Annotated in this window: 21 protein-coding genes; 11 read left to right on the plus strand and 10 right to left on the minus strand. The window is 73.1% G+C overall.

What is annotated here, in order from left to right; all coding sequences use genetic code 11:
• Positions 1 to 89: 89 nt before the first annotated feature.
• Complete coding sequence (abc-f, locus tag ACF07V_RS30520) at positions 90 to 1,739, minus strand: ribosomal protection-like ABC-F family protein (protein ID WP_392158906.1); 1,650 nt, start codon at positions 1,737 to 1,739, stop codon at positions 90 to 92.
• Positions 1,740 to 1,888: 149 nt separating this feature from the next.
• Positions 1,889 to 2,236, minus strand: a complete 348-nt coding sequence (locus ACF07V_RS30525) for a DoxX family protein (protein WP_392158907.1) — start codon at positions 2,234 to 2,236, stop codon at positions 1,889 to 1,891.
• A gap of 91 nt (positions 2,237 to 2,327) precedes the next feature.
• On the opposite strand from ACF07V_RS30525, the gene ACF07V_RS30530 reads away from it, so the two are divergent.
• Together ACF07V_RS30530 and ACF07V_RS30535 are read left to right on the plus strand one after the other, a co-directional pair.
• Positions 2,328 to 2,768, plus strand: a complete 441-nt coding sequence (locus ACF07V_RS30530; protein WP_392158908.1) for a MarR family winged helix-turn-helix transcriptional regulator — start codon at positions 2,328 to 2,330, stop codon at positions 2,766 to 2,768.
• Positions 2,769 to 2,859: 91 nt separating this feature from the next.
• On the plus strand, positions 2,860 to 3,735 hold the full coding sequence (locus ACF07V_RS30535) for an alpha/beta fold hydrolase (RefSeq protein ID WP_392158909.1): 876 nt from the start codon (positions 2,860 to 2,862) through the stop codon (positions 3,733 to 3,735).
• Positions 3,736 to 3,779: 44 nt separating this feature from the next.
• Here the strand turns inward: ACF07V_RS30535 and ACF07V_RS30540 are convergent, their stop codons facing one another.
• Entirely contained in the window at positions 3,780 to 4,769 is a 990-nt protein-coding gene (locus tag ACF07V_RS30540) for a S8 family peptidase (RefSeq protein ID WP_392158910.1), read from the minus strand.
• 122 nt (positions 4,770 to 4,891) lie between these two features.
• Between ACF07V_RS30540 and ACF07V_RS30545 the strand changes: the two genes are divergently transcribed.
• Together ACF07V_RS30545 and ACF07V_RS30550 are read left to right on the plus strand one after the other, a co-directional pair.
• A complete protein-coding gene (locus ACF07V_RS30545; RefSeq protein WP_392158911.1) occupies positions 4,892 to 5,833 on the plus strand; it encodes a DUF1648 domain-containing protein in 942 nt (313 codons plus the stop codon).
• Between the two features lie 2 nt (positions 5,834 to 5,835).
• On the plus strand, positions 5,836 to 6,192 hold the full coding sequence (locus tag ACF07V_RS30550; RefSeq protein WP_392158912.1) for a GntR family transcriptional regulator: 357 nt from the start codon (positions 5,836 to 5,838) through the stop codon (positions 6,190 to 6,192).
• 50 nt (positions 6,193 to 6,242) lie between these two features.
• Here ACF07V_RS30550 and ACF07V_RS30555 read toward each other — a convergent pair whose 3' ends face one another.
• Positions 6,243 to 7,202, minus strand: a complete 960-nt coding sequence (locus ACF07V_RS30555; protein ID WP_392158913.1) for a D-2-hydroxyacid dehydrogenase family protein — start codon at positions 7,200 to 7,202, stop codon at positions 6,243 to 6,245.
• Positions 7,203 to 7,304: 102 nt separating this feature from the next.
• On the opposite strand from ACF07V_RS30555, the gene ACF07V_RS30560 reads away from it, so the two are divergent.
• Positions 7,305 to 8,618, plus strand: a complete 1,314-nt coding sequence (locus ACF07V_RS30560) for a hypothetical protein (protein ID WP_392158914.1) — start codon at positions 7,305 to 7,307, stop codon at positions 8,616 to 8,618.
• A gap of 142 nt (positions 8,619 to 8,760) precedes the next feature.
• Here the strand turns inward: ACF07V_RS30560 and ACF07V_RS30565 are convergent, their stop codons facing one another.
• From ACF07V_RS30565 to ACF07V_RS30580, 4 genes are all read right to left on the minus strand, one after another.
• Positions 8,761 to 10,002 carry a threonine/serine exporter ThrE family protein gene (locus ACF07V_RS30565; protein ID WP_392158915.1) on the minus strand — a complete coding sequence of 414 codons (1,242 nt, stop codon included), beginning with the start codon at positions 10,000 to 10,002 and terminating at the stop codon, positions 8,761 to 8,763.
• A complete protein-coding gene (locus tag ACF07V_RS30570; protein ID WP_392158916.1) occupies positions 9,999 to 10,436 on the minus strand; it encodes a hypothetical protein in 438 nt (145 codons plus the stop codon). The genes ACF07V_RS30565 and ACF07V_RS30570 overlap by 4 nt, the downstream gene beginning before the upstream one ends.
• Positions 10,433 to 11,899: an APC family permease gene (locus tag ACF07V_RS30575; RefSeq protein WP_392158917.1), complete on the minus strand. Its 1,467-nt coding sequence runs from the start codon at positions 11,897 to 11,899 to the stop codon at positions 10,433 to 10,435. Before ACF07V_RS30575 ends, ACF07V_RS30570 begins: the two co-directional genes overlap by 4 nt.
• Before the next feature lie 224 nt (positions 11,900 to 12,123).
• Entirely contained in the window at positions 12,124 to 13,080 is a 957-nt protein-coding gene (locus ACF07V_RS30580) for a GlxA family transcriptional regulator (protein WP_392158918.1), read from the minus strand.
• Positions 13,081 to 13,173: 93 nt separating this feature from the next.
• Between ACF07V_RS30580 and ACF07V_RS30585 the strand changes: the two genes are divergently transcribed.
• Positions 13,174 to 13,788 (plus strand): MBL fold metallo-hydrolase, encoded by a 615-nt coding sequence (locus ACF07V_RS30585; RefSeq protein WP_392158919.1) that lies wholly within the window; start codon positions 13,174 to 13,176, stop codon positions 13,786 to 13,788.
• Between the two features lie 278 nt (positions 13,789 to 14,066).
• On the plus strand, positions 14,067 to 14,435 hold the full coding sequence (locus ACF07V_RS30590; protein ID WP_392158920.1) for a hypothetical protein: 369 nt from the start codon (positions 14,067 to 14,069) through the stop codon (positions 14,433 to 14,435).
• 12 nt (positions 14,436 to 14,447) lie between these two features.
• Here the strand turns inward: ACF07V_RS30590 and ACF07V_RS30595 are convergent, their stop codons facing one another.
• Positions 14,448 to 15,308: a class I SAM-dependent methyltransferase gene (locus ACF07V_RS30595; RefSeq protein WP_392158921.1), complete on the minus strand. Its 861-nt coding sequence runs from the start codon at positions 15,306 to 15,308 to the stop codon at positions 14,448 to 14,450.
• A 187-nt stretch (positions 15,309 to 15,495) separates the two neighbouring features.
• Here ACF07V_RS30595 and ACF07V_RS30600 point away from each other — a divergent pair, with 187 nt between their 5' ends.
• The 4 genes from ACF07V_RS30600 to ACF07V_RS30615 all read left to right on the plus strand — a co-directional run bounded on the left by ACF07V_RS30600 (position 15,496) and on the right by ACF07V_RS30615 (position 18,105).
• Entirely contained in the window at positions 15,496 to 16,890 is a 1,395-nt protein-coding gene (locus ACF07V_RS30600; protein WP_392158922.1) for a glutamate decarboxylase, read from the plus strand.
• Positions 16,891 to 16,962: 72 nt separating this feature from the next.
• Complete coding sequence (locus tag ACF07V_RS30605; RefSeq protein WP_392158923.1) at positions 16,963 to 17,373, plus strand: VOC family protein; 411 nt, start codon at positions 16,963 to 16,965, stop codon at positions 17,371 to 17,373.
• The gene (locus ACF07V_RS30610) at positions 17,374 to 17,637 is read left to right on the plus strand and encodes a hypothetical protein (protein WP_392158924.1); all 264 of its coding nucleotides are present in this window, start codon (positions 17,374 to 17,376) and stop codon (positions 17,635 to 17,637) included.
• A gap of 30 nt (positions 17,638 to 17,667) precedes the next feature.
• Positions 17,668 to 18,105, plus strand: a complete 438-nt coding sequence (locus ACF07V_RS30615; protein WP_392158925.1) for a hypothetical protein — start codon at positions 17,668 to 17,670, stop codon at positions 18,103 to 18,105.
• Between the two features lie 18 nt (positions 18,106 to 18,123).
• Here ACF07V_RS30615 and ACF07V_RS30620 read toward each other — a convergent pair whose 3' ends face one another.
• Positions 18,124 to 18,915 (minus strand): PLAT/LH2 domain-containing protein, encoded by a 792-nt coding sequence (locus ACF07V_RS30620; protein WP_392158941.1) that lies wholly within the window; start codon positions 18,913 to 18,915, stop codon positions 18,124 to 18,126.
• Between the last annotated feature and the right edge of the window lie 241 nt (positions 18,916 to 19,156).

Below are 19,156 nucleotides of genomic sequence, written 5' to 3' on the forward strand. Positions count from 1 at the left end.
GTGGGCACACGGGACGGCGCGCTCAGCGGCGGCTCCGCGTTCCGGGCCTGGACCCGCACCACTGGGGCGCCGTACCTGCGGGTGCGGGTTCAGGCGCGGAAGCCTCTGGCGCCGGCAGGGCGCGGGTCCGTTGTGCCCGCCCGTTCCGCCCCGGCGGAACGCATGCCCACAACGGCGAGGTGGCGGCCCTGGAAGGTCTGTTTCAGGCGGCGGTCGTGGGTGACCACGATCAGCGTGCCCCGGTACGACGCCAGCGCCGCCTCGATCTCCTCCACCAGGCCAGGGGCCAGGTGGTTCGTCGGCTCGTCGAGGAGCAGCAGATCCACCGGCGCCGACACCAGTCGGGCCAGTTCCAGCTTGCGGCGCTGGCCCGTCGAAAGCAGGCGGACCGGGGTCGTCAGATCCCGGGCCGCGAAGAGCCCGAGGGCGAGCAGTTCGTCCTCGCGGCCTTCTCCGAAGGCCTCGCCCACCGTACGGGGGTCGAGGGGTGGGGCCGTGTCCTGGCGGAGCAGCCCGACCCGGCCGGGCACGGTCACCGTGCCCGCGTCCGGGTCGAGTTCGCCCGCCAGGACCCGGAGAAGGGTGGTTTTTCCCGCGCCGTTGGGCCCGGTGAGCAGGAGGCGTTCGCCCGGGTCGAGGTGGAGGGCGTCGAGGTGGAGCCGGCCGTCGACCCGTACGCCGGTCAGGTCGACGGGCGTGCCTTCGCCCGCCAGGTCCGTACGGAACCGGAGCGGTTCCGGCGGTGCGGGGACGGGGTGGGTGGTGAGCCGGGCGAGCTTCTCGCGGGCGGAGCGGATGCGGCTCATCGCGCCGTGCGCCCGTGACCGGGCCCGGAAGGCGCCCGCGCCGCTGAACGCGGCCGGGGCCTTGCGGGGGATCGCGGAGAAGCGGTCGATGTTCGTGTCGGCGAGGGCCCGGTGGCGGGCGAGTTCGGCCTTCCACTCCTCGTACTTCCGCTGCCTGCGGGCCCGTTCGGCGGCGCGGCCCGTGAGGTAGCCGGTGTAGCCGTCGCCGTACCGCCGCACGGTGTGGCGGTCCTCGTCGGCCTCCAGGACGGCGGTGGTGACGCGGTCGAGGAAGAGCCGGTCGTGGGAGACGGTCACGACGGTGCCCCGGTGGGCGCGCAGCCGTTCCTCCAGCCAGGTGACGGCCTCGTCGTCGAGGTCGTTGGTCGGTTCGTCGAGCAGCAGGAGTTCGGGTTCGGCGGCGAGGACGGCGGCGAGGGCGAGCCGTGAGCGCTGTCCGCCGGAGAGGGTCCCGAGCGGCCGGTCGCGGTCGAGCGGGCCGGGCTCGCCGAGCCGCCGCAGGGTGGTCTCGACGCGCCGGTCGGCCCCGGCGCCGCCCCGGGCCTCGTACGCGGCGAGCAGCTCGGCGTATCCGGCGAGGTCGCCGGTGGCGGCGAGCTCCGTCTCGGCGGTACGGATGGCTCGTTCCAGCTCCCGGATCTCCGTGAGCGCGTGGTCGACGGCGTCGCCGACGGTCGCGGCCGCGGGGAGGTCGAGGGTCTGGGCGAGGTGGCCGAGGCCGCCGGGGGCGTCGACGGTCACGGTGCCGTTGTCGGGGGTCTCCAGGCCGGCGAGGAGCCGGAGGAGGGTGGATTTCCCGGAGCCGTTGTCGCCGACGACGCCGAGGCGTTCGCCGGGGCGGACGGTGAGGGAGACCCGGTCGAGCACGGTCCGGTTGTGCACGTACCGGTCGTCGTAGCGCTTGGTGACGTCGATGAATCGGGCACGGAACAAGGGCGACCTCCTGACCTCGGGGACAAGGACCGAGTGGCCGCAGCCACTCACCGAACAGAAACGAGACGTCTCGTCTCGTTTCGTCGAAGGTATGCCATTGTCGAGCCCTTCGCAAGACGTTCCGTCTCGCGCGCTCGGAGCGGTGGGGCTCAGGCCGAGGCGACGCGCAGGAGCAGGGCGGCCACGGGCAGCACCGTGAGGACCACGGCCGGCGCCATCGCGTAGTCCTTGGCGCGCAGGTGCCAGATCACGGCCCCGGCGAAGTAGAGGATCACGCCGACGGCCGCCGCCCCGCCGAGCGCCGGCACGACGAGGCCCGCGAGCAGTCCGACCGCGCCCGCCGCCTTCGCCGTCGCGAGCCAGGGCAGCCAGGTTTCCGGCACGTCCAGCTTGGTCATGTTGCCGACGATCTGCGGGTTCCGGGTGAAGGTCAGGAAGGCGGAGGCGGAGAGCGCGAAGGCGAGCAGCGCGGCGACGACGGCATAGCCGATGAACATGGTGGGGCTCCAATGGTCCGGGTGATTCAATCGTTGAACGCTATCAACGATTGTCCGCGCTCCACAATGGAGCCGCTGTTACGGTGGGTGCATGGCAGCTCTCCCGTCCGACCGCCTCGGCTTTCTCCTCTCCTTCCGTGGCGAGCTCACCGGTGCGCGCATCCGCGCCGCCCTGGGCGTCGCCGGACTGCACCCGAGGAACGCGATGACGCTGATGCAGCTCGCGCCCGGGGCGATGAGCCAGCGGGACCTGGCCGCCGCGATGGAGGTCGACCCCAGCCAACTGGTCGCGATCCTGAACGAGTTGGAGGCCGACGGGCTGGCCGAGCGGCGGCGCGATCCGGCCGACCGGCGCCGTCACATCGTGGAGATCACCCCGGCCGGCGCGGCGGCCCTGGGGCGGGTCGACGCGGCCGTGGGCGAGGCGGAGCGCGAGCTCTTCGGCGACCTGACCGAGGCCGAACAGGCGGTGCTGCGCGGCCTGTTGGACCGGGTCGTGGTGGACCCGGCCGACCACGAGTGCGGAGCGTAGGAACTTCTCGGACACGGAGGTCCCGGGACCGATGAGTTCCGGTGGGGCCGGGGGTCTACCCCCTGAAAGGCCCACCACCGAGGAGATCACCATGGCCGAGACCGACACCCGGATCCTGGACACCACCGGCGCGACCCTGCGCTACGACGTGCGTCCCGGCACCGGGACCGACGAGCGTCCCCTGCTGCTGATCGGTTCCCCCATGGACGCGAGCGGCTTCACCACGCTCGCCTCCCACTTCGCCGACCGGACCGTCGTGACGTACGACCCGCGCGGGGTGGCCCGCAGCGAGCGCACCGACGGCGCTGCCGAGACGCTGCCCGAGGAGCACGCCGACGACCTGGCCCGGCTGATCGAGACGCTCGGCGCCGGGCCCGTCGACGTCTTCGCGAGCAGCGGCGGCGCGGTCAACGCCCTCGCGCTGGTGGCCCGCCGCGGCGACCTGGTGCACACCCTCGTCGCGCACGAGCCGCCGACGGCCCAGGTCGTCCCGGACCGGGAGGCGGCCCTCGGGGTCTGCGCGGACGTCCACGCGACCTATCTGCGGGAGGGCTGGGGTCCCGCGATGGCCAAGTTCCTCGCGCTGACGAGCCGGCAGGGCGAGTTCCCGGCGGACTGGGCGGAGGAGCCCGCCCCCGACCCGGCCGCGTTCGGCCTGCCGGCCGAGGACGACGGTTCGCGCGGCGACCCGCTGCTCGGGCAGAACATGCGCGGCTGCACCTCCTACCGTCCCGACTTCACCGCCCTGCGCGCCGCGCCGACCCGGATCGTCGTCGCCGCGGGCAAGGAGTCCGAGGGCACGTTCGCCGCGCGGGCGGCGGTCGGTGTCGCCGAGGGGCTCGGCATCCCGGTCACCGTGTTCCCGAGCCACCACGGCGGCTTCCTGGGCGGCGAGTTCGGGCAGCACGGCGCACCGGCGGAGTTCGCCGAGGCGCTGCGGGCGGCGCTCACGGACGACCGGGGCTGACGAGCGGCGCTGGAGGGCGCTGCGGAGACCCCGCACAACACCGCCTAGTTCTTCGCGGCGGCGGCCTTCGACGCGGCGGCCTGCACGGCGGCCGCCGCGTCGACGTTTCCGAGGCCCAGCTTGAGGGCCTGGCCCGGGTTGGCGGCCGTGTCGCGGATCGTCTGCATGATCGAGGCCGCGTCCAGGCCCTCCTGGTGCAGGAGCGCGGCCACGGCGGCGACGTACGGCGAGGCCATCGAGGTGCCGGACAGCTTCCCGTACTTCGAGGTGTTCGTCAGGGTCTCCTTCGTCGTGTACGTCGGGAGGGTCGAGAGGATGTCGACGCCCGGGGCCGACACGGCGTTCTGCGCGCCGAAGTTGGTGAAGGAGGCGGGGTTCCCGTGCGCGTCGGCGGCGTTGACCACGAGGACCGGGGTGTCGACCCGGTACGGCTGGAGGGCGGTGGAGTCGTTGCCCGCGGCGGCGACGACGACCGCTCCCTTGCCGTTGGCGTGTGTGATGGCCTGGTTGAGGATGCCGCCCTTGAGGAGGCGGGCCATCAGGCCGGACTCGCCGAGGGAGAGGTTGATGACGTCGGCGCCGTGGTCGGCGGCCCAGACGATGCCCTTGGTGATGTTCGCGTCGCTGCCGCTGCCGTCCGCGCCGAGGACCCGGACCGGCATGATCTCGGCGCCGGGCGCGCCGCCCGCGACCCCGATGCCGTTGTCGGTGTGGGCGGCGGCGATGCCGGAGACGTGGGTGCCGTGGCCGTTGAGGTCCTTGGGCTCGGCGTCGTTGTCGACGAAGTCGTAGCCGTCGACGAGCCGGCCCTTGAGGTCGGGGTGGTCGAGGTCGACGCCGGTGTCGACGACCGCGATGACGGTGTCCTCGCCCTTGGAGGTCTGCCAGGCGTCCGACAGCTTCATCGAGTCCAGGCCCCACTGCTCACCGCGCAGCGGGTCCGGCTCGCTGTCGTCGCCGCAGCCGGTGACGAGCCCGGCGGTGAGGGCGGCGAACGCGGTGAAGGCGGCGAGGGTGGTGGGCCGGCGGCGCATGAAGATCTCCCCATTCGTCTGCGTTTGGACCAGTGAACAACCCGTTCGGGGAGCCCGCATCTCGAAGATCGTCCGACCAAAAGCTCCATTGTTCTAGTAGAGTGCGAACAAGGGAGGTTTTCATGAACCGTGCCACGCCTCGTCTCCGCGCGCTCGCCGCGCTGCCCTTCGTCCTCGCGCTCGCCGCCCACCTGCTGGTGCTCGCCCTCGGGTACGACCGGCTCCCCGACCCCATGGCCACCCACTTCGGCGCCGCGGGCGAAGCCGACGGCTTCACCGGCCGCACCGCGTTCACCGCCGTCGGCTCGGCCCTGCTCCTCGGCCTCGGTGCCGGCTGGACGCTCCTCGTCCGCCGCAACGCGCTGTGGGGAGCCTGGGCGACGGCCGGCTTCACCGGCGCGCTCCTCGTCCTTCTCGTACGGGACAACCTGGACGCCGCCGACGCGGCCGGGGTCGCCTCGCCCCTCGCCAACCTCACCGTCGCGGCGGCCGTCGCGGCCCTCTTCGCGGCCGTGGGACGGGCCCTGACCCGGCTCGTCCCCGAGGTGGAGGCCGAAGCCGGTACGACGGAGGGCCCGCGCCTCCCGCTCGGCGCGAGCGAGGTCGCCGGCTGGACCCGCGCCACCGCCTCCCGGCCGCTCACCGCCCTCGCGGTGCTCGCCCTCGCCGCCACGCCGGCCGTCCTGCTCCTCGCGCCCTGGCCGGCCGCGCTGCTCGGCCTCCTCGGTGTGGTCGTCGGCGTGCCGGGTCTCGCCCTGGCGCGGGTCAGGGTCACGGTCGACCGGCGCGGTCTCACGGTCCGGCCGTCCCTCGCCCCCCGGCCCCGGATCCGGGTGCCGCTCGCGGAGGTCGCGGGAGCCGACGTCCGGGACGTCGACGCCCTCACCGACTTCGGCGGCTGGGGCTACCGCGTCAGGGCGCACCGGACGGGCGTGGTGCTGCGGTCCGGCGAGGCCCTCGTCGTACGGCGGCCGGGCGGCCGCGAGTTCGCCGTCACCGTGCCGGACGCGCGGACCGCCGCGGCCCTCCTCAACACCCTGGCCGAACGGCATGGGAAGGTCTGACCGTGCTCTTCCGTGTCGACCCGGCCTCCGCCGTCCCCCTCGGCGACCAGATCGCCGCCTGCGTCCGCGGGGCCCTCGCCGACGGTTCCGCCGCCCCCGGCGAACGCCTCCCGGCCGCCCGGGAACTCGCCGACTCGCTCGGCGTCAACGTCCACACCGTCCTCCGCGGCTACCAGCGGCTCCGCGAGGAGGGCCTCATCGAACTCCGGCGCGGCCGCGGCGCCCTGATCGTCCCCGGCGCCACGGCCCCCGACCGGGCGCGCCTGATCGCCCGCCTCAGGGAGGCGGCGGCAGAGGCCCGCGAACTGGGCCTGACGGAAACGGAGTTCCTGGACCTGGCCCGTACGAGCCTGGGGTAGCGCCCGGGGTCCGTCCGACGTGAAGTGTCGGACGGGCCCCGGGCAGTCGCTCAGCCCAGCTCCCGGACCGGCGCCCCCGCCAGGAACGCCTCGATGTCCTCCACCGCCTCGCCGAAGTACCGCCCGTAGTTGCCCTCCGTCACATAGCCCAGGTGGGGGAGGGCCAGGACGTTCGGCAGCGTCCGCAGGGGGTCGTCCGCGGGCAGCGGCTCCGTCTCGTACACGTCGAGGCCCGCCCCCGCGATCCACCCCTCGCGCAGCGCCCGCACCAGTGCCGCGCCGTCGACGAGACCGGCCCGGGAGGTGTTGACGAGGTACGCGGCAGGGCGCATCGCCCGCAGTTCGGGCTCCCCGATCAGGCCCCGGGTGCGGTCGGAGAGCACCAGGTGCAGCGAGACGAAGTCGCTGCCCGCGAGCAGGTCCCGCCGGTCCTTCGCGAGCCGTACGCCGTGCTCCGCGGCCCGCTCCTCCGTCAGGTTCGGGCTCCACGCGGTCACGTCCATGCCGAAGGCCAGGCCGATCCGGGCCACCCGGGCGCCGATCTTGCCGAGGCCGACGAGGCCGAGGGTCCGGCCCGCCAGGTCGGCGCCGACCGTCGACTGCCACGGCCCGCCCTCCCGTACGGCCCGCGCCTCCGCCGTTACGTGGCGGGCCAGGCCCAGGAGGAGGGCCCAGGTCAGTTCGGTGGGCGGTGCGGGGCTGCTGGCCGTGCCGCAGACGGTGATGCCGCGCTCCCGGCACGCGGCGAGGTCGATCGAGGCGTTGCGCATGCCGGAGGTGATCAGCAGCCGGAGCCGGGGGAGCCGGGCGAGGAGCTCCGTGTCGACCGGGGTCCGCTCCCGCATCACCACGAGGACCTCGCAGTCCTCGACGGCGGCGACGAGCGCGTCCCGGTCCGTCAGGTGCTCGCGCAGCACGCGGACGTCCACGCGGTCCGCGAGCGGGCTCCAGTCGGCGGAGGCGAGGGCGGCCCCCTGGTAGTCGTCGAGTACGGCGCAGCGCAGCTTCATGACCGCATGATCGCGTACACCCCAGTGCGCTGCCCAGAGCGACAGAACCACCACCCTCTCGCAGAATTGCCCTGAATTGTCCCGTGATGAGGAGTGGGTGTCATGAGCGAAGCGGCCGGTGGCAGTGGTGACGAACTCGCCGTACTCCGGGCCCGGGTGGCCGCCCTCGAAGCGGAGAAGGCGGCCGCCCCGCCGCGCCACCACCGCGTCCGCTCCTTCTTCGCCGCCCTGCTGATCGTCATCGGCTGCGTCCTCGTCCCGCTCGGCATCGTCGCCACCTGGACCTCCGACCTCGTCGGCGACACCGACCGGTACGTGCAGACGGTCAAGCCGCTCGCCTCGGACCCGGACATCCAGGCGGCCGTAGCGACCCGGGTGACGAACGCCGTCATGGAGCACATCGACCTGGCCTCCCTCCTGGAGGGCGTCGCCCCCGACCAGCGGCCCCTGGCGGCCAAGGCCCTGGGCAAGCTGGGCGGCTCCCTGGAGAGCGCGGTCGGCAGCTTCGTCCACGAGCGGGCCCAGGACGTCGTCGCCTCCCCGGCGTTCGAGACGATCTGGACCGACGCCAACCGGGCGATCCACACCTCCCTCGACCGCGCCCTCACCGGCAACGACGAGGGGGCCGTGAAGATCGAGACGGACACGGTCACCATCGACCTGGCGCCCGTGATCGACCGCGTGAAGGAACGGCTCGTCGCGTCCGGGATGGACGTCGCGGCCAAGATCCCCGAGATCCACACCAACTTCACGGTGGTCAAGTCCGAGGACATCGGCAAGGTGAAGACCGGCTTCGCCCTGCTCCAGGCGATGGGCGTGTGGCTGCCGGTGATCGCGATCCTGCTCGTCGTCGGCGGAGTGCTGCTCGCCGTGCACCGCCGCCGCACCCTGGTGGCCGCGGCCCTCGGCGTCGCCTTCGCCGCGATCGTCCTCGGAGTGGCCCTCACCGTCTTCCGCACGGTCTACCTGAACGCCCTGCCCGCCAACGTCTCCCCGGGCGCGGCGAGCTCCGTCTACGACACCCTGATCCGCTTCCTCCGCACCTCGGTGCGGTCCTACGCGGTCCTCGGCATCCTGATCGCCCTCGCCGCCTGGCTCTCCGGCCCGAGCCGCCCCGCCGTCCTCGTCCGGGGCCTGTGGCACTCCGGCATCACCGCCACCCGTGCCACCGCCGACCACGCGGGCATGCGCCTCGGCCCGGTGGGCCCCTTCGTCCGGCGCTACCGCACCTGGATCACCTGGATCCTCGTCGCCGCGGCGGCCGCCGGCGTCATCTTCTGGTCCCACCCCACCGCCTGGGTCATCGTCGGCCTCACGCTCGCCCTGGTCTTCGCGCTCGCGGTGGTGGCCTTCCTGGCGGAGGAACCCGCCGAGGCGAAGACACCCCAGGCGACAGGAGGCGCGGCCCAGGCCTGACCGCCCGCGCCGGCACGGGCGGGGCTGTGAGGCCTGAGCCGTACCGGCGCGGTACGGGCGGGGCTGTGAGGCCTGAGCCGTACCGGCGCGGTACGGGCGGGGCCGTGAGGCCTGAACCCCCGCCGCAGTACGAGCGGGGCCGTCAGGCCTGATGGCCCCGCCGCGGGACGAGCGCCACGCCCGCCAGGAGCCCGACCGCGATCGTCGTGACGATCGTGACGAAGTCCATGAGGTCGCGGAAGCCGTGCAGGACGTGGCCGCCCGCGAGGGAGGTGAGCGCCCGCAGGCCGAGGGAGCCGGCGGTCAGGGTGAAGAAGCCGCCCAGGAAGAGGACGAGCCGCGGCGGCCGGCCGGCCGGCCGGGACAGCAGGTCGGCGACCGCGGCGAGGACCATGGCGGCGACGAAGGTACCGGCGACCTCCCCGATCAGCGCCGTGCCCGCCGCCTGGACGCCGAGCGCCAGGTAGACCAGGCCCGTCACCCAGCCGGCGGCCCGCCACGGCACCGAGAAGGCGAGGATCAGGCCCAGCGTGAACACCGCCCAGCTCCCGACCATCACCCACCGGGACAGGTCGGCGTCCTGCGCGGTGTCGAAGAGCGCGCTCGTCGGCGTGCCCGTGACGGCCACGCCGATCAGCACCCCCACGTACAGCTGGAGCAGCAGCACGAAGGCGTAGACGAGGCGGACGGCGCCGGTCGACAGGAAGCCGCCGACGAGTTCGGCGGCGGCCGCGCTGAGCAGGTCGCCGGGCACGAAGAAGAACAGTGCCGGAAGCATGATCAGTACGGGGCCGCCGTGGCTGTGGCCCGGCTGGAGCAGGCCCAGCGTCACCAGGGAGACCAGGACGGCGGCGAGCAGCGGCAGCACGCGCGCGAGGCGCGGCCGCCGGTCCGCGAGGACGGTGGCCGTCGCGACCAGGGTCGCGAGGAGCGCGGTGGTGCCGATCTCGTACCAGGTCGGCTGGACGGCGGGCGCGAACCCCACGGAGAACAGCACGATGCCGACGCCCCGCGCCCAGCGCGGCACGCCGCCCGGCAGGTTCTCGACCTGCCGCAGGCCGGCCGCCGCCTCGTCCAGGGGCGGCCGGGTGTCCCGTACGCGCTCGACGAACTCCTTGAGGGCGACGGCCCGGTCGAGCCGGGCGACGTCGGGGAAGACGGTGACGGTCGAGGTGAGGGTGCGGCCCCCGGCGGTCACGGAGAGGACGGCGCCGTCCGCGACGAGCACCGTCTCGGCGCGCCCGCCGTAGGTCCGGGCGATGCCGCGGACGACCCGGTCGACGCCCTCCGCGCCTTCTCCGCTGAACGTCAGCATGAACCGGGTCAGTTCGCGGAGGAAGTCGTGGAGGGCGTCGGGGTCGTGCGTGGGGGCGCCGCGCCTCACCGGCGGACGGTGTCGTCGGTCTTGAGCTCCTTCACCGTGTCGTCGAAGTCGTCGACCTTGTCCGGGCAGTAGACCTGGAGGACGATCCGCTCGACCTGGACGGCCTTGGTGTCGGCGATGACCGGCCGCATGCCGGGGCCCGTGGCGCCGTTGGCCTGCTGGATCTTCCACAGCGCCGTGTTGAGGGCGCTGCCCGGGTCCTCGCAGACCGGGCCGCCGTCGGTGCCGAGCAGCTGCTGCACGGTGTCGGTGTCGGGGGAGGGGTATCCGGCCTTCACCAGCTCCGCCTGGAGCTGCTCGGCCTTGGCGAGCGTCTCGTTGCTCCTCTTCACGCTCGCGTAGCGGATGACTCCGGTGACGGCGAGGCCGACGAGGAGCACGATCGCGCCCCAGTAGATCCACTTGTGCTCGGAGGCGAAGCGCGTGGGACTCATGCCCGGTCTCCCTCGCTCGGGGTGCCGGCGGCGGCGCTGCGCCAGTTCGGCTTGCGGAACCTCAGGAAGAGCCACGGGATCAGGAAGCCGAGGACGAGCAGGCCGCAGCCGATGAAGAGGACGTACGACCAGACGCTCCCGCCGCCGAACTGGGAGGGCGGTACGAATCCGATGCCGAGCGCCGCGAGCGAGGCGAGCAGGCCCACCGTGCACACCAGGCCCAGGGCGGGCACCCGGTAGCCGCGGGGATGGTCGGGCTGTGTCTTCCGCAGGCGCATCGCGGCGGCGAACATCAGCAGGTACACGATGAGGTACACCTGCGTGGTGATCGTGGAGAAGATCCAGTACACGCTCGACACGTTCGGGATGAGCGCGTACATCAGGGCGATGACCGAGGTCACGACGCCCTGGGTGACCAGGATGTTCTGCTGGATGCCGAACTTGTTGAGCTTCTGCAGGAACGGCGGCAGGTAGCCCTCCTGGCGGGAGATCTCCAGGAGGCCCTTGGACGGCCCGGCGAGCCAGGTCAGCATGCCGGCCAGCGAGGCGGAGATCAGCATGACGGCGGCGATCGGGGTCATCCAGCCGACGTCGAAGTACGAGAAGAAGGCGTCGAAGGCCTGCATCACACCGGCGGTGAGACTGAGCTGATCGGCCGGCACGACCCAGCTGATGGCCAGGGCGGGCAGGATGAAGATCAGCAGGACGAGGCCCATCGCCAGGAACATCGACTTCGGGTACTCCTTCGCCGGGTCCTTCAGCGAGGAGACGTGGACCGCGTTCATCTCCATGCCGGAGTACGACAGGAAGTTGTTGACGATCAGCACGAGGCTGGCGAGTCCGGTCCACTCCGGCAGCAGGTGACTGGCGTCCATCGGGGCGGCGGACGGGTTGCCCTGGCCGAGGAAGACCATGCCGAGGACGACGAGGATCGTGCCCGGTACGAGCGTGCCGATGATGAGGCCCCAACTGGACAGGCCGGCCAGGGCCTTGGTGCCGCGCGAGGAGACCCAGACGCCGGTCCAGTACAGGACCATGATGACGATCGCCGTGTAGACGCCGTTCGACGCGAGGGCCGGGTCGATGACGTACGCGATGGTCGAGGCCACGAAGGCCAGCAGGCTCGGATAGTAGAAGATCGTCATCGCGAACTGGCACCAGACCGCGAGGAAACCGAGCGGCTTCGAAAGCCCCTCGGCGACCCAGCGGTAGACGCCGCCGTTCCAGCCGGAGGCCAGCTCCGCGGAGACCAGGGCGGTCGGCAACAGGAACACGATCGCCGGGACGAGGTAGAGGAACACGCAGGCCAGACCGTAGATGGCCATCGTGGGCGCGGCCCGCAGGCTCGCGACCGACGCGGTCGTCATCAGGGCGAGCGTCACCCAGGTCATGGTGCTGGGCGCGGCGGCCTGCGCCGCGGCTCGCGGTCTGGGGACTTCGGCCGGGGTGTCGATGCTGCTCAAGGGGGCCCTCCCGTGCGTAGGACGTCGGTTCAGCCTTGAACGGCCCGGTGGGCCCGGCAAGCGGGATCGGCCGTACGGGGGACGGCCCGGGGACGGCCTCCTCGGGCCGTCAGGGCGTACGCGGGGCGGGGGCGCGCGGGTCAGGGCGTACGCGGGTAGGGGCCGCCCGTGCGTCAGGGCCGCCCGTGCGTCAGGGCCGCACGCGGGTAGGGGCCGCCCGTGCGTCAGGGCGTACGGCTGAAGGCGCGGCGGTACGCGCGCGGGGGCACCCCACGGCGGCGGACGAACTGGGCGCGGAGCACCGCCGCGCTGCCGAAGCCGACCGCGCGGGCGATCTCCTCGACCGGGAGCTCCGTCGTCTCCAGGAGCTCCTCGGCGCGGCCGAGGCGCAGCCCGAGCAGCCAGGCGTGCGGGGTCGTGCCGGTCGAGGCCGCGAAACGGCGGGCGAAGGAACGCCGGCTCATCAGGGCCCTGCGGGCCAGCTCGGCGACGGGCAACGGCTCGTGGAGGTTCTCCCGGGCCCAGGCGAGGACGTCGCCGAGCCGCTCGTCCCGGCTGTCCTCGGGCACCGGCGTCGCCAGGTACTGGGCCTGGCCGCCGTCGCGGTGGGACGGCAGCACCAGGTCCCGGGCGATGGCGTTGGCCGTGGTCGCGCCGTACTCCCGCCGCAGCAGGTGCAGGCACAGGTCGAAGCCGGCGGCGGCGCCCGCGCCGGTGACGACCGTGCCCTCGTCGACGTAGAGGGCGTCGGGTTCGACGGTGACCTCCGGGTGCCGTTCCGCCAGGAGCCCGGCGAACCGCCAGTGGGTGGTGGCCCGCCGCCCGTCGAGCAGCCCCGCCGCGGCGAGCGCGAAGGCCCCGACGCAGTGGGCCGCGACCAGCGCCCCGCGCGCGTGCGCGGCGGTCAGGGCCTCGCGCACGGCCGGCCCCGGAGGCGTACGGAACTCCGCCCACGGCAGGGCGATCACCAGATCGGCGCCGGCCAGCCGGTCCAGGCCGTGGTCGACCACCAGCGGGAGCCCGACATCGGTACGGACCCGGCCGGGCCGGTCGGTGCAGAGCGCGAAGTCGAAGGCGGGCAGGCCCTGTCCGCGCGCGTCGAAGACCTCGGAGACGATCCCGGCGCCGAGCATGCCGACACCCGGCGGGGCGTAGGCGGCGACGGTCAGGAACGGCGGCATGCGGGGAGTGTGCCACAAGGGGTGGCACGATTCCCGCGATCAGTGGCAGCACGGCCACTCGTGAAGGGCCGTGCCCCACAGAAGACTTGGGGCATGACGACGACGAAGGACATCCACGGCGACGCCCCCCTCACCCGCACCGCCGCCCACACGATCCTGACCACCGGCTACACCCTCTCCACCGGACCCGGGGTCGCCGCCACCGTCTCGTACGTCCGCGACGGCGACCGGCACGTGATCGTCGACCCCGGGATGGTGGCCGGCCGCGACCGGATCCTGGGGCCGCTCGCCGAGCTGGGGCTCGGCCCCGACGACATCACCGACGTCGTGCTGAGCCACCACCACCCCGACAACACCATGAACGTCGGCCTCTTCGGCCGGGCCCGCGTCCACGACCACAAGGCGGTCTACGAGAACGACCAGTGGACCGACCGCGACGCCGAAGGGTACGAACTCGCCCCGTCCCTACGGCTGATCCGCACCCCCGGGCACAGCGCCGAGGACATCACCCTCCTCGCGGGCACCGCCGAGGGCGTCGTCGCCTTCGTGGGCGACCTCTGGTGGCGGCCGAACGGCCCCGTCGCGGACCCGGTCGCCCCGGACCAGGCGCTGCTGCGCTCCTCGCGCCTCCGCGTGCTCGCCGCGGCCGACATCATCGTCCCGGGCCACGGCCCCGCCTTCCCCGCGGACGACACCGCGCCGCGCTGAGGGCCCGCCTCACGCCGACTCCGGTGATGAGAAGGTGCCTGGCAGCCCGGTCGGCCGTGGTGCGGCCGTGGCTGCTTCCCGTGCGCACATCGGACCGCGTGGCAGTCCCCCGGCAACGGGAGACCTCTGCTCACCGAACCGCCGCAAGGCGGCCCCGAGCGATCCCGGATGAGACACGCTCTGTGCGTGACCACGCCGGAAAGCCCGGACGCCGCCCCGGCTGCGACCCGCAGCTCACTCTCTGGTGAATCGCGGAACAAGTCTTAGAATCGGCTTCCATGTCGATCCCTGACGAGCTGCTCGTCGACGTCGCCGCCACCGTGGAATCCGGGCGGAGCAACCAGATGTCCCTCACCGTGGTCGCGGGGGGAGTGGTCATCACCGGGCGGCTCGCACCGGAAGCCCTGTGGAGACAGCGCGTGTCGGAGGTCCTCACGGACTCGGCCCGGCTCGGCGAGTTCTCCGGCGTCTTCTCCCACGCACCGGAGGAGACGAAGACCGTGGAGCCCCCCACCCACCTCCACTTCCACCTCGCCCGCATCCTCCAGGGGACGGTGGGCATGCCCGAGACCGGCGGGATGTACCGCGTCGCGATCGCGGACGTCAGCGCCTGGACCATCGGGGACTTCAGCTATTCGGACAGCTGACGGCCCCGCCCGTCACCTGACGCCGGAGACCACGAGGAACGGCGGGTGTCCGGCCTCCGCCGGATCGCTCCCCAGCTGTGCCGACCGGTGGGTGAGGACCGGCTCGTGGACGTCCAGGTCCGTGAACCCGGCCTTGCCGAGCACGTCGAGGTATGTCTGGCACGGCCAGTGGTGGTCGACCAGCTCCAGCGGCGCGCCGCCGCCGGGCAGCTCCCGGCGCGACCGCCGCCGCTCGCCCTTGGTGTAGACGCGGCCGGGCTCGCCGCTGCGGAACGTGGAGAACCGGATGCCCGCGGTGCGCGGGTTGGCGTCCAGGACGGCGAACCGGCCGCCGTGGCGCAGTACCCGGTGCGCCTCGGCGGCGATGTCGTGCAGGACGGCGAAGTCTCCCGCGGTGGTGAAGACGAAGCAGGCCATCGCGGCGTCCACGGAGCCGTCGGCGAGGAAGCCGAGACCGCCGTCGTCGCTCTGCCGGTAGTCGATCCGCGGGTGCGGGCGCCTGGTGCGGGCGATCTCCAGCATGCGGGGCGCGATGTCGACGGCCACCACGCGCGCGTCGGAGGCCTCGACGACGCGGGTGGCGACCTTGCCGGTTCCGCAGCCGTAGTCCAGGACCGTACGGACGGCGGAGGAGCCGATGCCGAGGGCGTGGAAGACGGCCGGGTAGCCGATGAGGCGCTCGGGGAGGTCGTCGTAGGACTCGAAGGCGTCGGCGGAGGCGTCGGCGGGGATGTTGGCGGAGGAGTCGGCGGGGATGTTGGCGGAGGAGTCGGCGGAGGTGTCGGCGGGGATGTCGGCGGGGAAGTCGGCGGAAGTGTCGGCGGAGGTGTCGGCGTCCCGCTGGTCGAGGCGGTCGATGGCGTGAGGGGTCATGGGGTGGGGGCCTTCCGGTGATGATCCACTTCGTCCGGAACGTACTGGTCGGGGAAGCCGCAGGACAGGGCCTCGGCAGCCCCCTCACCCGGGTGGGTCAACGGGTGCGGCCGCTGCCGGGCGACCCGCCCGGACCCATGGGTTGATGAGAGGACTGTCGACGAGTCCGCTGATCGAAGGGGAAACTGTGGCGCTCCATGAGATGAAGGCCCCGAAGAGTGCCGATGCGGCAACCGACGTGTTCGCCTCCGCCCTGAGCGAGCGCGTCCTGCCGAAGCACCGGATGCCCGAGGAGCCGAACCTCCCCGCCGTCGTCTACGCGATGCTCCACAACGAGCTGCTCCTCGACGGCAACTCCGCGCAGAACCTGGCGACCTTCTGCACGACGTGGACGGACGACGAGGTCCGCCGGCTGATGGACGAGTGCCTCGACAAGAACATGATCGACAAGGACGAGTACCCGCAGACCGCCGAGATCGAGTCGCGGTGCGTGAACATCCTGGCCGACCTGTGGAACGCCCCCGGCAGCGCGACCGGCGAGGGCACCGCGATCGGCTGCTCCACCACCGGCTCCAGCGAGGCCGCCATGCTCGGCGGACTCGCCCTCAAGTGGCGGTGGCGGAAGCGGCGCCAGGCCGAGGGCAAGGCGACCGACCGGCCGAACATCGTCACCGGGCCCGTGCAGATCTGCTGGGACAAGTTCGCCCGCTACTTCGACGTCGAGCTGCGCCAGGTCCCGGTGGAGCCGGGCGCCACCGGCCTGCGCCCGCACCAGCTGAAGGAGTACGTCGACGAGAACACGATCGGTGTCGTCGCGATCCTCGGCGTCACCTACACCTGCGACTACGAGCCGGTCGCCGAGCTCGCCGCCGAACTCGACCGGATCCAGCAGGAGTCGGGGCTCGACATCCCGATCCACGTCGACGCGGCGAGCGGAGGTTTCATCGCGCCGTTCCTGCACCGTGACCTCGTCTGGGACTTCCGGCTGCCGAGGGTGTCCTCCATCAACGCCTCCGGCCACAAGTTCGGCCTCGCGCCCCTCGGCGTGGGCTGGGCGGTCTGGCGCACCGCCGAGCACCTGCCCGAGGACCTCGTCTTCCGGGTGAGCTACCTGGGCGGCGACATGCCGACCTTCGCCCTGAACTTCTCCCGCCCCGGCGGCGAGATCGTCGCGCAGTACTACAACTTCCTGCGCCTGGGGCGGGCCGGCTACCGGCGCGTCCAGGAGGCCTGCGCGCTGACCGCCCAGTACCTCGCCGACAAGATCGAGGCGATGGGCCCGTTCACGCTGCTCTACAACGGGCAGGGCGGGCTGCCGGCCGTCTCGTACACGCTCACCGACCCGGCGGGCGCGGGCTTCAGCCTGTACGACCTCTCCGACCAGCTCCGGATGCGCGGCTGGCAGGTGCCGTCCTACCCGCTGCCCCCCGACCGCGAGGAGACCGTCATCCAGCGCGTCATGATCCGTCACGGCATCGGCCGCGACGAGATGGACCTCCTCGTCCAGGACATGCGCCACTCCCTGGAACGCCTGGCGAAGGGCGTGCCGTCGGACGCCGAGCGCGCCGGCTTCCACCACTGAGAAAGGTCCTCTCCCGACACCGGTCAGGATTCGAGAAGCGCGGACCCGGGGCCCCCAACTAGCGTGAAGGGCATGGACATCACGATTCACACCAGCGCCCTTCCGCACGACGACCCGGACGCCTCCCTCGCCTTCTACCGGGACGCCCTCGGCTTCGAGGTCCGCAGCGACGTCGGCCAGGGCAGGATGCGGTGGATCACGGTCGGCCCGGCGGGCCAGCCGGACACCTCCATCCTGCTCGCGCCGCCGGCCGTCGACCCCGGCATCACCGAGGACGAGCGCCGCACCATCGCCGAGATGATGGCCAAGGGCACGTACGGCTGGATCCTCCTGGCCACCAAGGACCTCGACGCCACCTTCGCGAAGGTCCGGGCGACGGACGCCGAGGTGGTCCAGGAGCCCACGGAGCAGCCGTACGGCATCCGGGACTGCGCCTTCCGGGACCCGGCGGGCAACCTCATCCGCATCCAGGAAGTCCGCTAGATGTGCCGCCCGGGGTGGGCGGAGGCGCGCGTCACGGATCTGCGCCTGCGTGACTTCACCCGCCTGCGCCGCGTCCGCGACCGCATCGACCGCGAGTACGCGCGCCCGCTGGACGTCCTGGAGCTGGCCCGCGACGCGGACCTGCCGCCCGCCCTCCTGACCCGCCAGTTCCGGCTGGCGTACGGAAGCGCGCCGTACGACTACCTCCTGAGCCGCCGCGCCGAGCGCGCGAGGACGCTGCGGCTGCACGGCGCCGGGTCCTGAACCACCGAACTTCGACGAGGGGAACCCATCATGACCGCGAACGACAAGTCCTACGACGGCTTCACGGAGGACGAGCGGGCCGCGATGAAGGAGCACGCCAAGGAGATGAAGGCGACGAAGCGGCGCGGCGCGAAGGCGGACGTCGAGCCCGAGGTGCTCGCGAAGATCGCCGAGATGGACGAGGCGGACCGCGTCCTCGCCGAGCGCGTCCACGCCCTCGTCAAGGAGAACGCCCCGAACCTCACCGCCAAGCTCTGGTACGGCATGCCCGCCTACGCCCGGGACGGCAAGGTCGTCTGCTTCTTCCAGAGCGCCCAGAAGTTCAAGTCCCGTTACGCCACCCTCGGCTTCAGCGACCAGGCCGCCCTCGACGAGGACACCATGTGGCCCACCTCGTACGCCCTGACGTCCCTGACCCCGGCGACGGAGAAGCGCATCGCGTCCCTCCTCGCGCAGGCGGCGGGCTGACGGCCGGGGAGCCGGCCGTCAGGTCACCGGCCACGCCGGGCTGTAGTGGCCGTAGTGCGGAATGTCCTCGCCCCCGGTCTCGCTCGCGGGCGGGGGGCCGTCCGTGATCCAGTAGCGGGCGGAGTCGCTGTCGGCGCCCCACATGCCCACGGAGCCGTCGGGTCCGGTGATGCCGACGAGGGAGTAGGGCGCCCAGTCGTCGCCGTCCCCCTTCCACAGCTGGAACGTGGCCGGCGAGCCGAAGTCCCGGGGGACGTCGATGGTGTACGTGCCGGTGCCCCCGGCCTCGAAGTCGTCGTGGCCGGCCGTGTCGAGGACGGTCCACGGCGAGGTCCGTCCCTCGGTGTCCGTCAGGCGTCCCTGTATCTCGCTGTCCGTGCCGGCCCCGGACACGGGCGAGGTCTTGATGGTGATCGCGTACTTCCGGATGCCCGCGGCCGAGGCGGCGGCGGTTTCCGGGCGCGGGGTCGTCGTCGGGGCCGGTGCGCCGAGGGGGCGTGCGTCCGGGCCCTCGCGGGAGGAGAGCAGAGCGCCGGCGGCCAGACCGGCACCCGCGCAGACGATCACCACGGCGCCCGTCAGCAGCACCCCGGCGGGCGGCCGCCGGCGCCGGGGCGGGGTGGGGGAGGGGGTGTCGATCCGGGGCAGGGGCCTGGTCGACGGCGCCGCCTCGGACGGGGGAGGAGCGGGCAGCGGCATCGGGACGGCCGCCGCCGGGCGCGGAAGGACCTCGGTCCGATCGGCGTCGACGGCCTCGGGTCCGTGCTCCGGGGGCACCTGCCCCGTACCGGCCCAGCCCTGGTACTCCACCGTCAAACCCCCGCACCGCCCTCTCGCGTCGAAACGCCGGGGAGCGTAGCCGACCCCGCCGCCGCCGCGATCGCGGTGACCGCCCTTCGGACGCCCGAAGGGTCAGGGGGCGAAGGGCCGCCGTGGCCGGACGGGGCGACGGTCCGGGTCGCCGCGGGGGTCCCGTCGGCATCCGTGGTCCGTGCACGCGCGGCGCGGGGAGCGGGAACGGGCCCGCCGGCGCGGCATCCGGACGATCTTT

The organism is Streptomyces sp. NPDC015661, assembly GCF_043077765.1.
GTDB lineage: Bacteria > Actinomycetota > Actinomycetes > Streptomycetales > Streptomycetaceae > Streptomyces.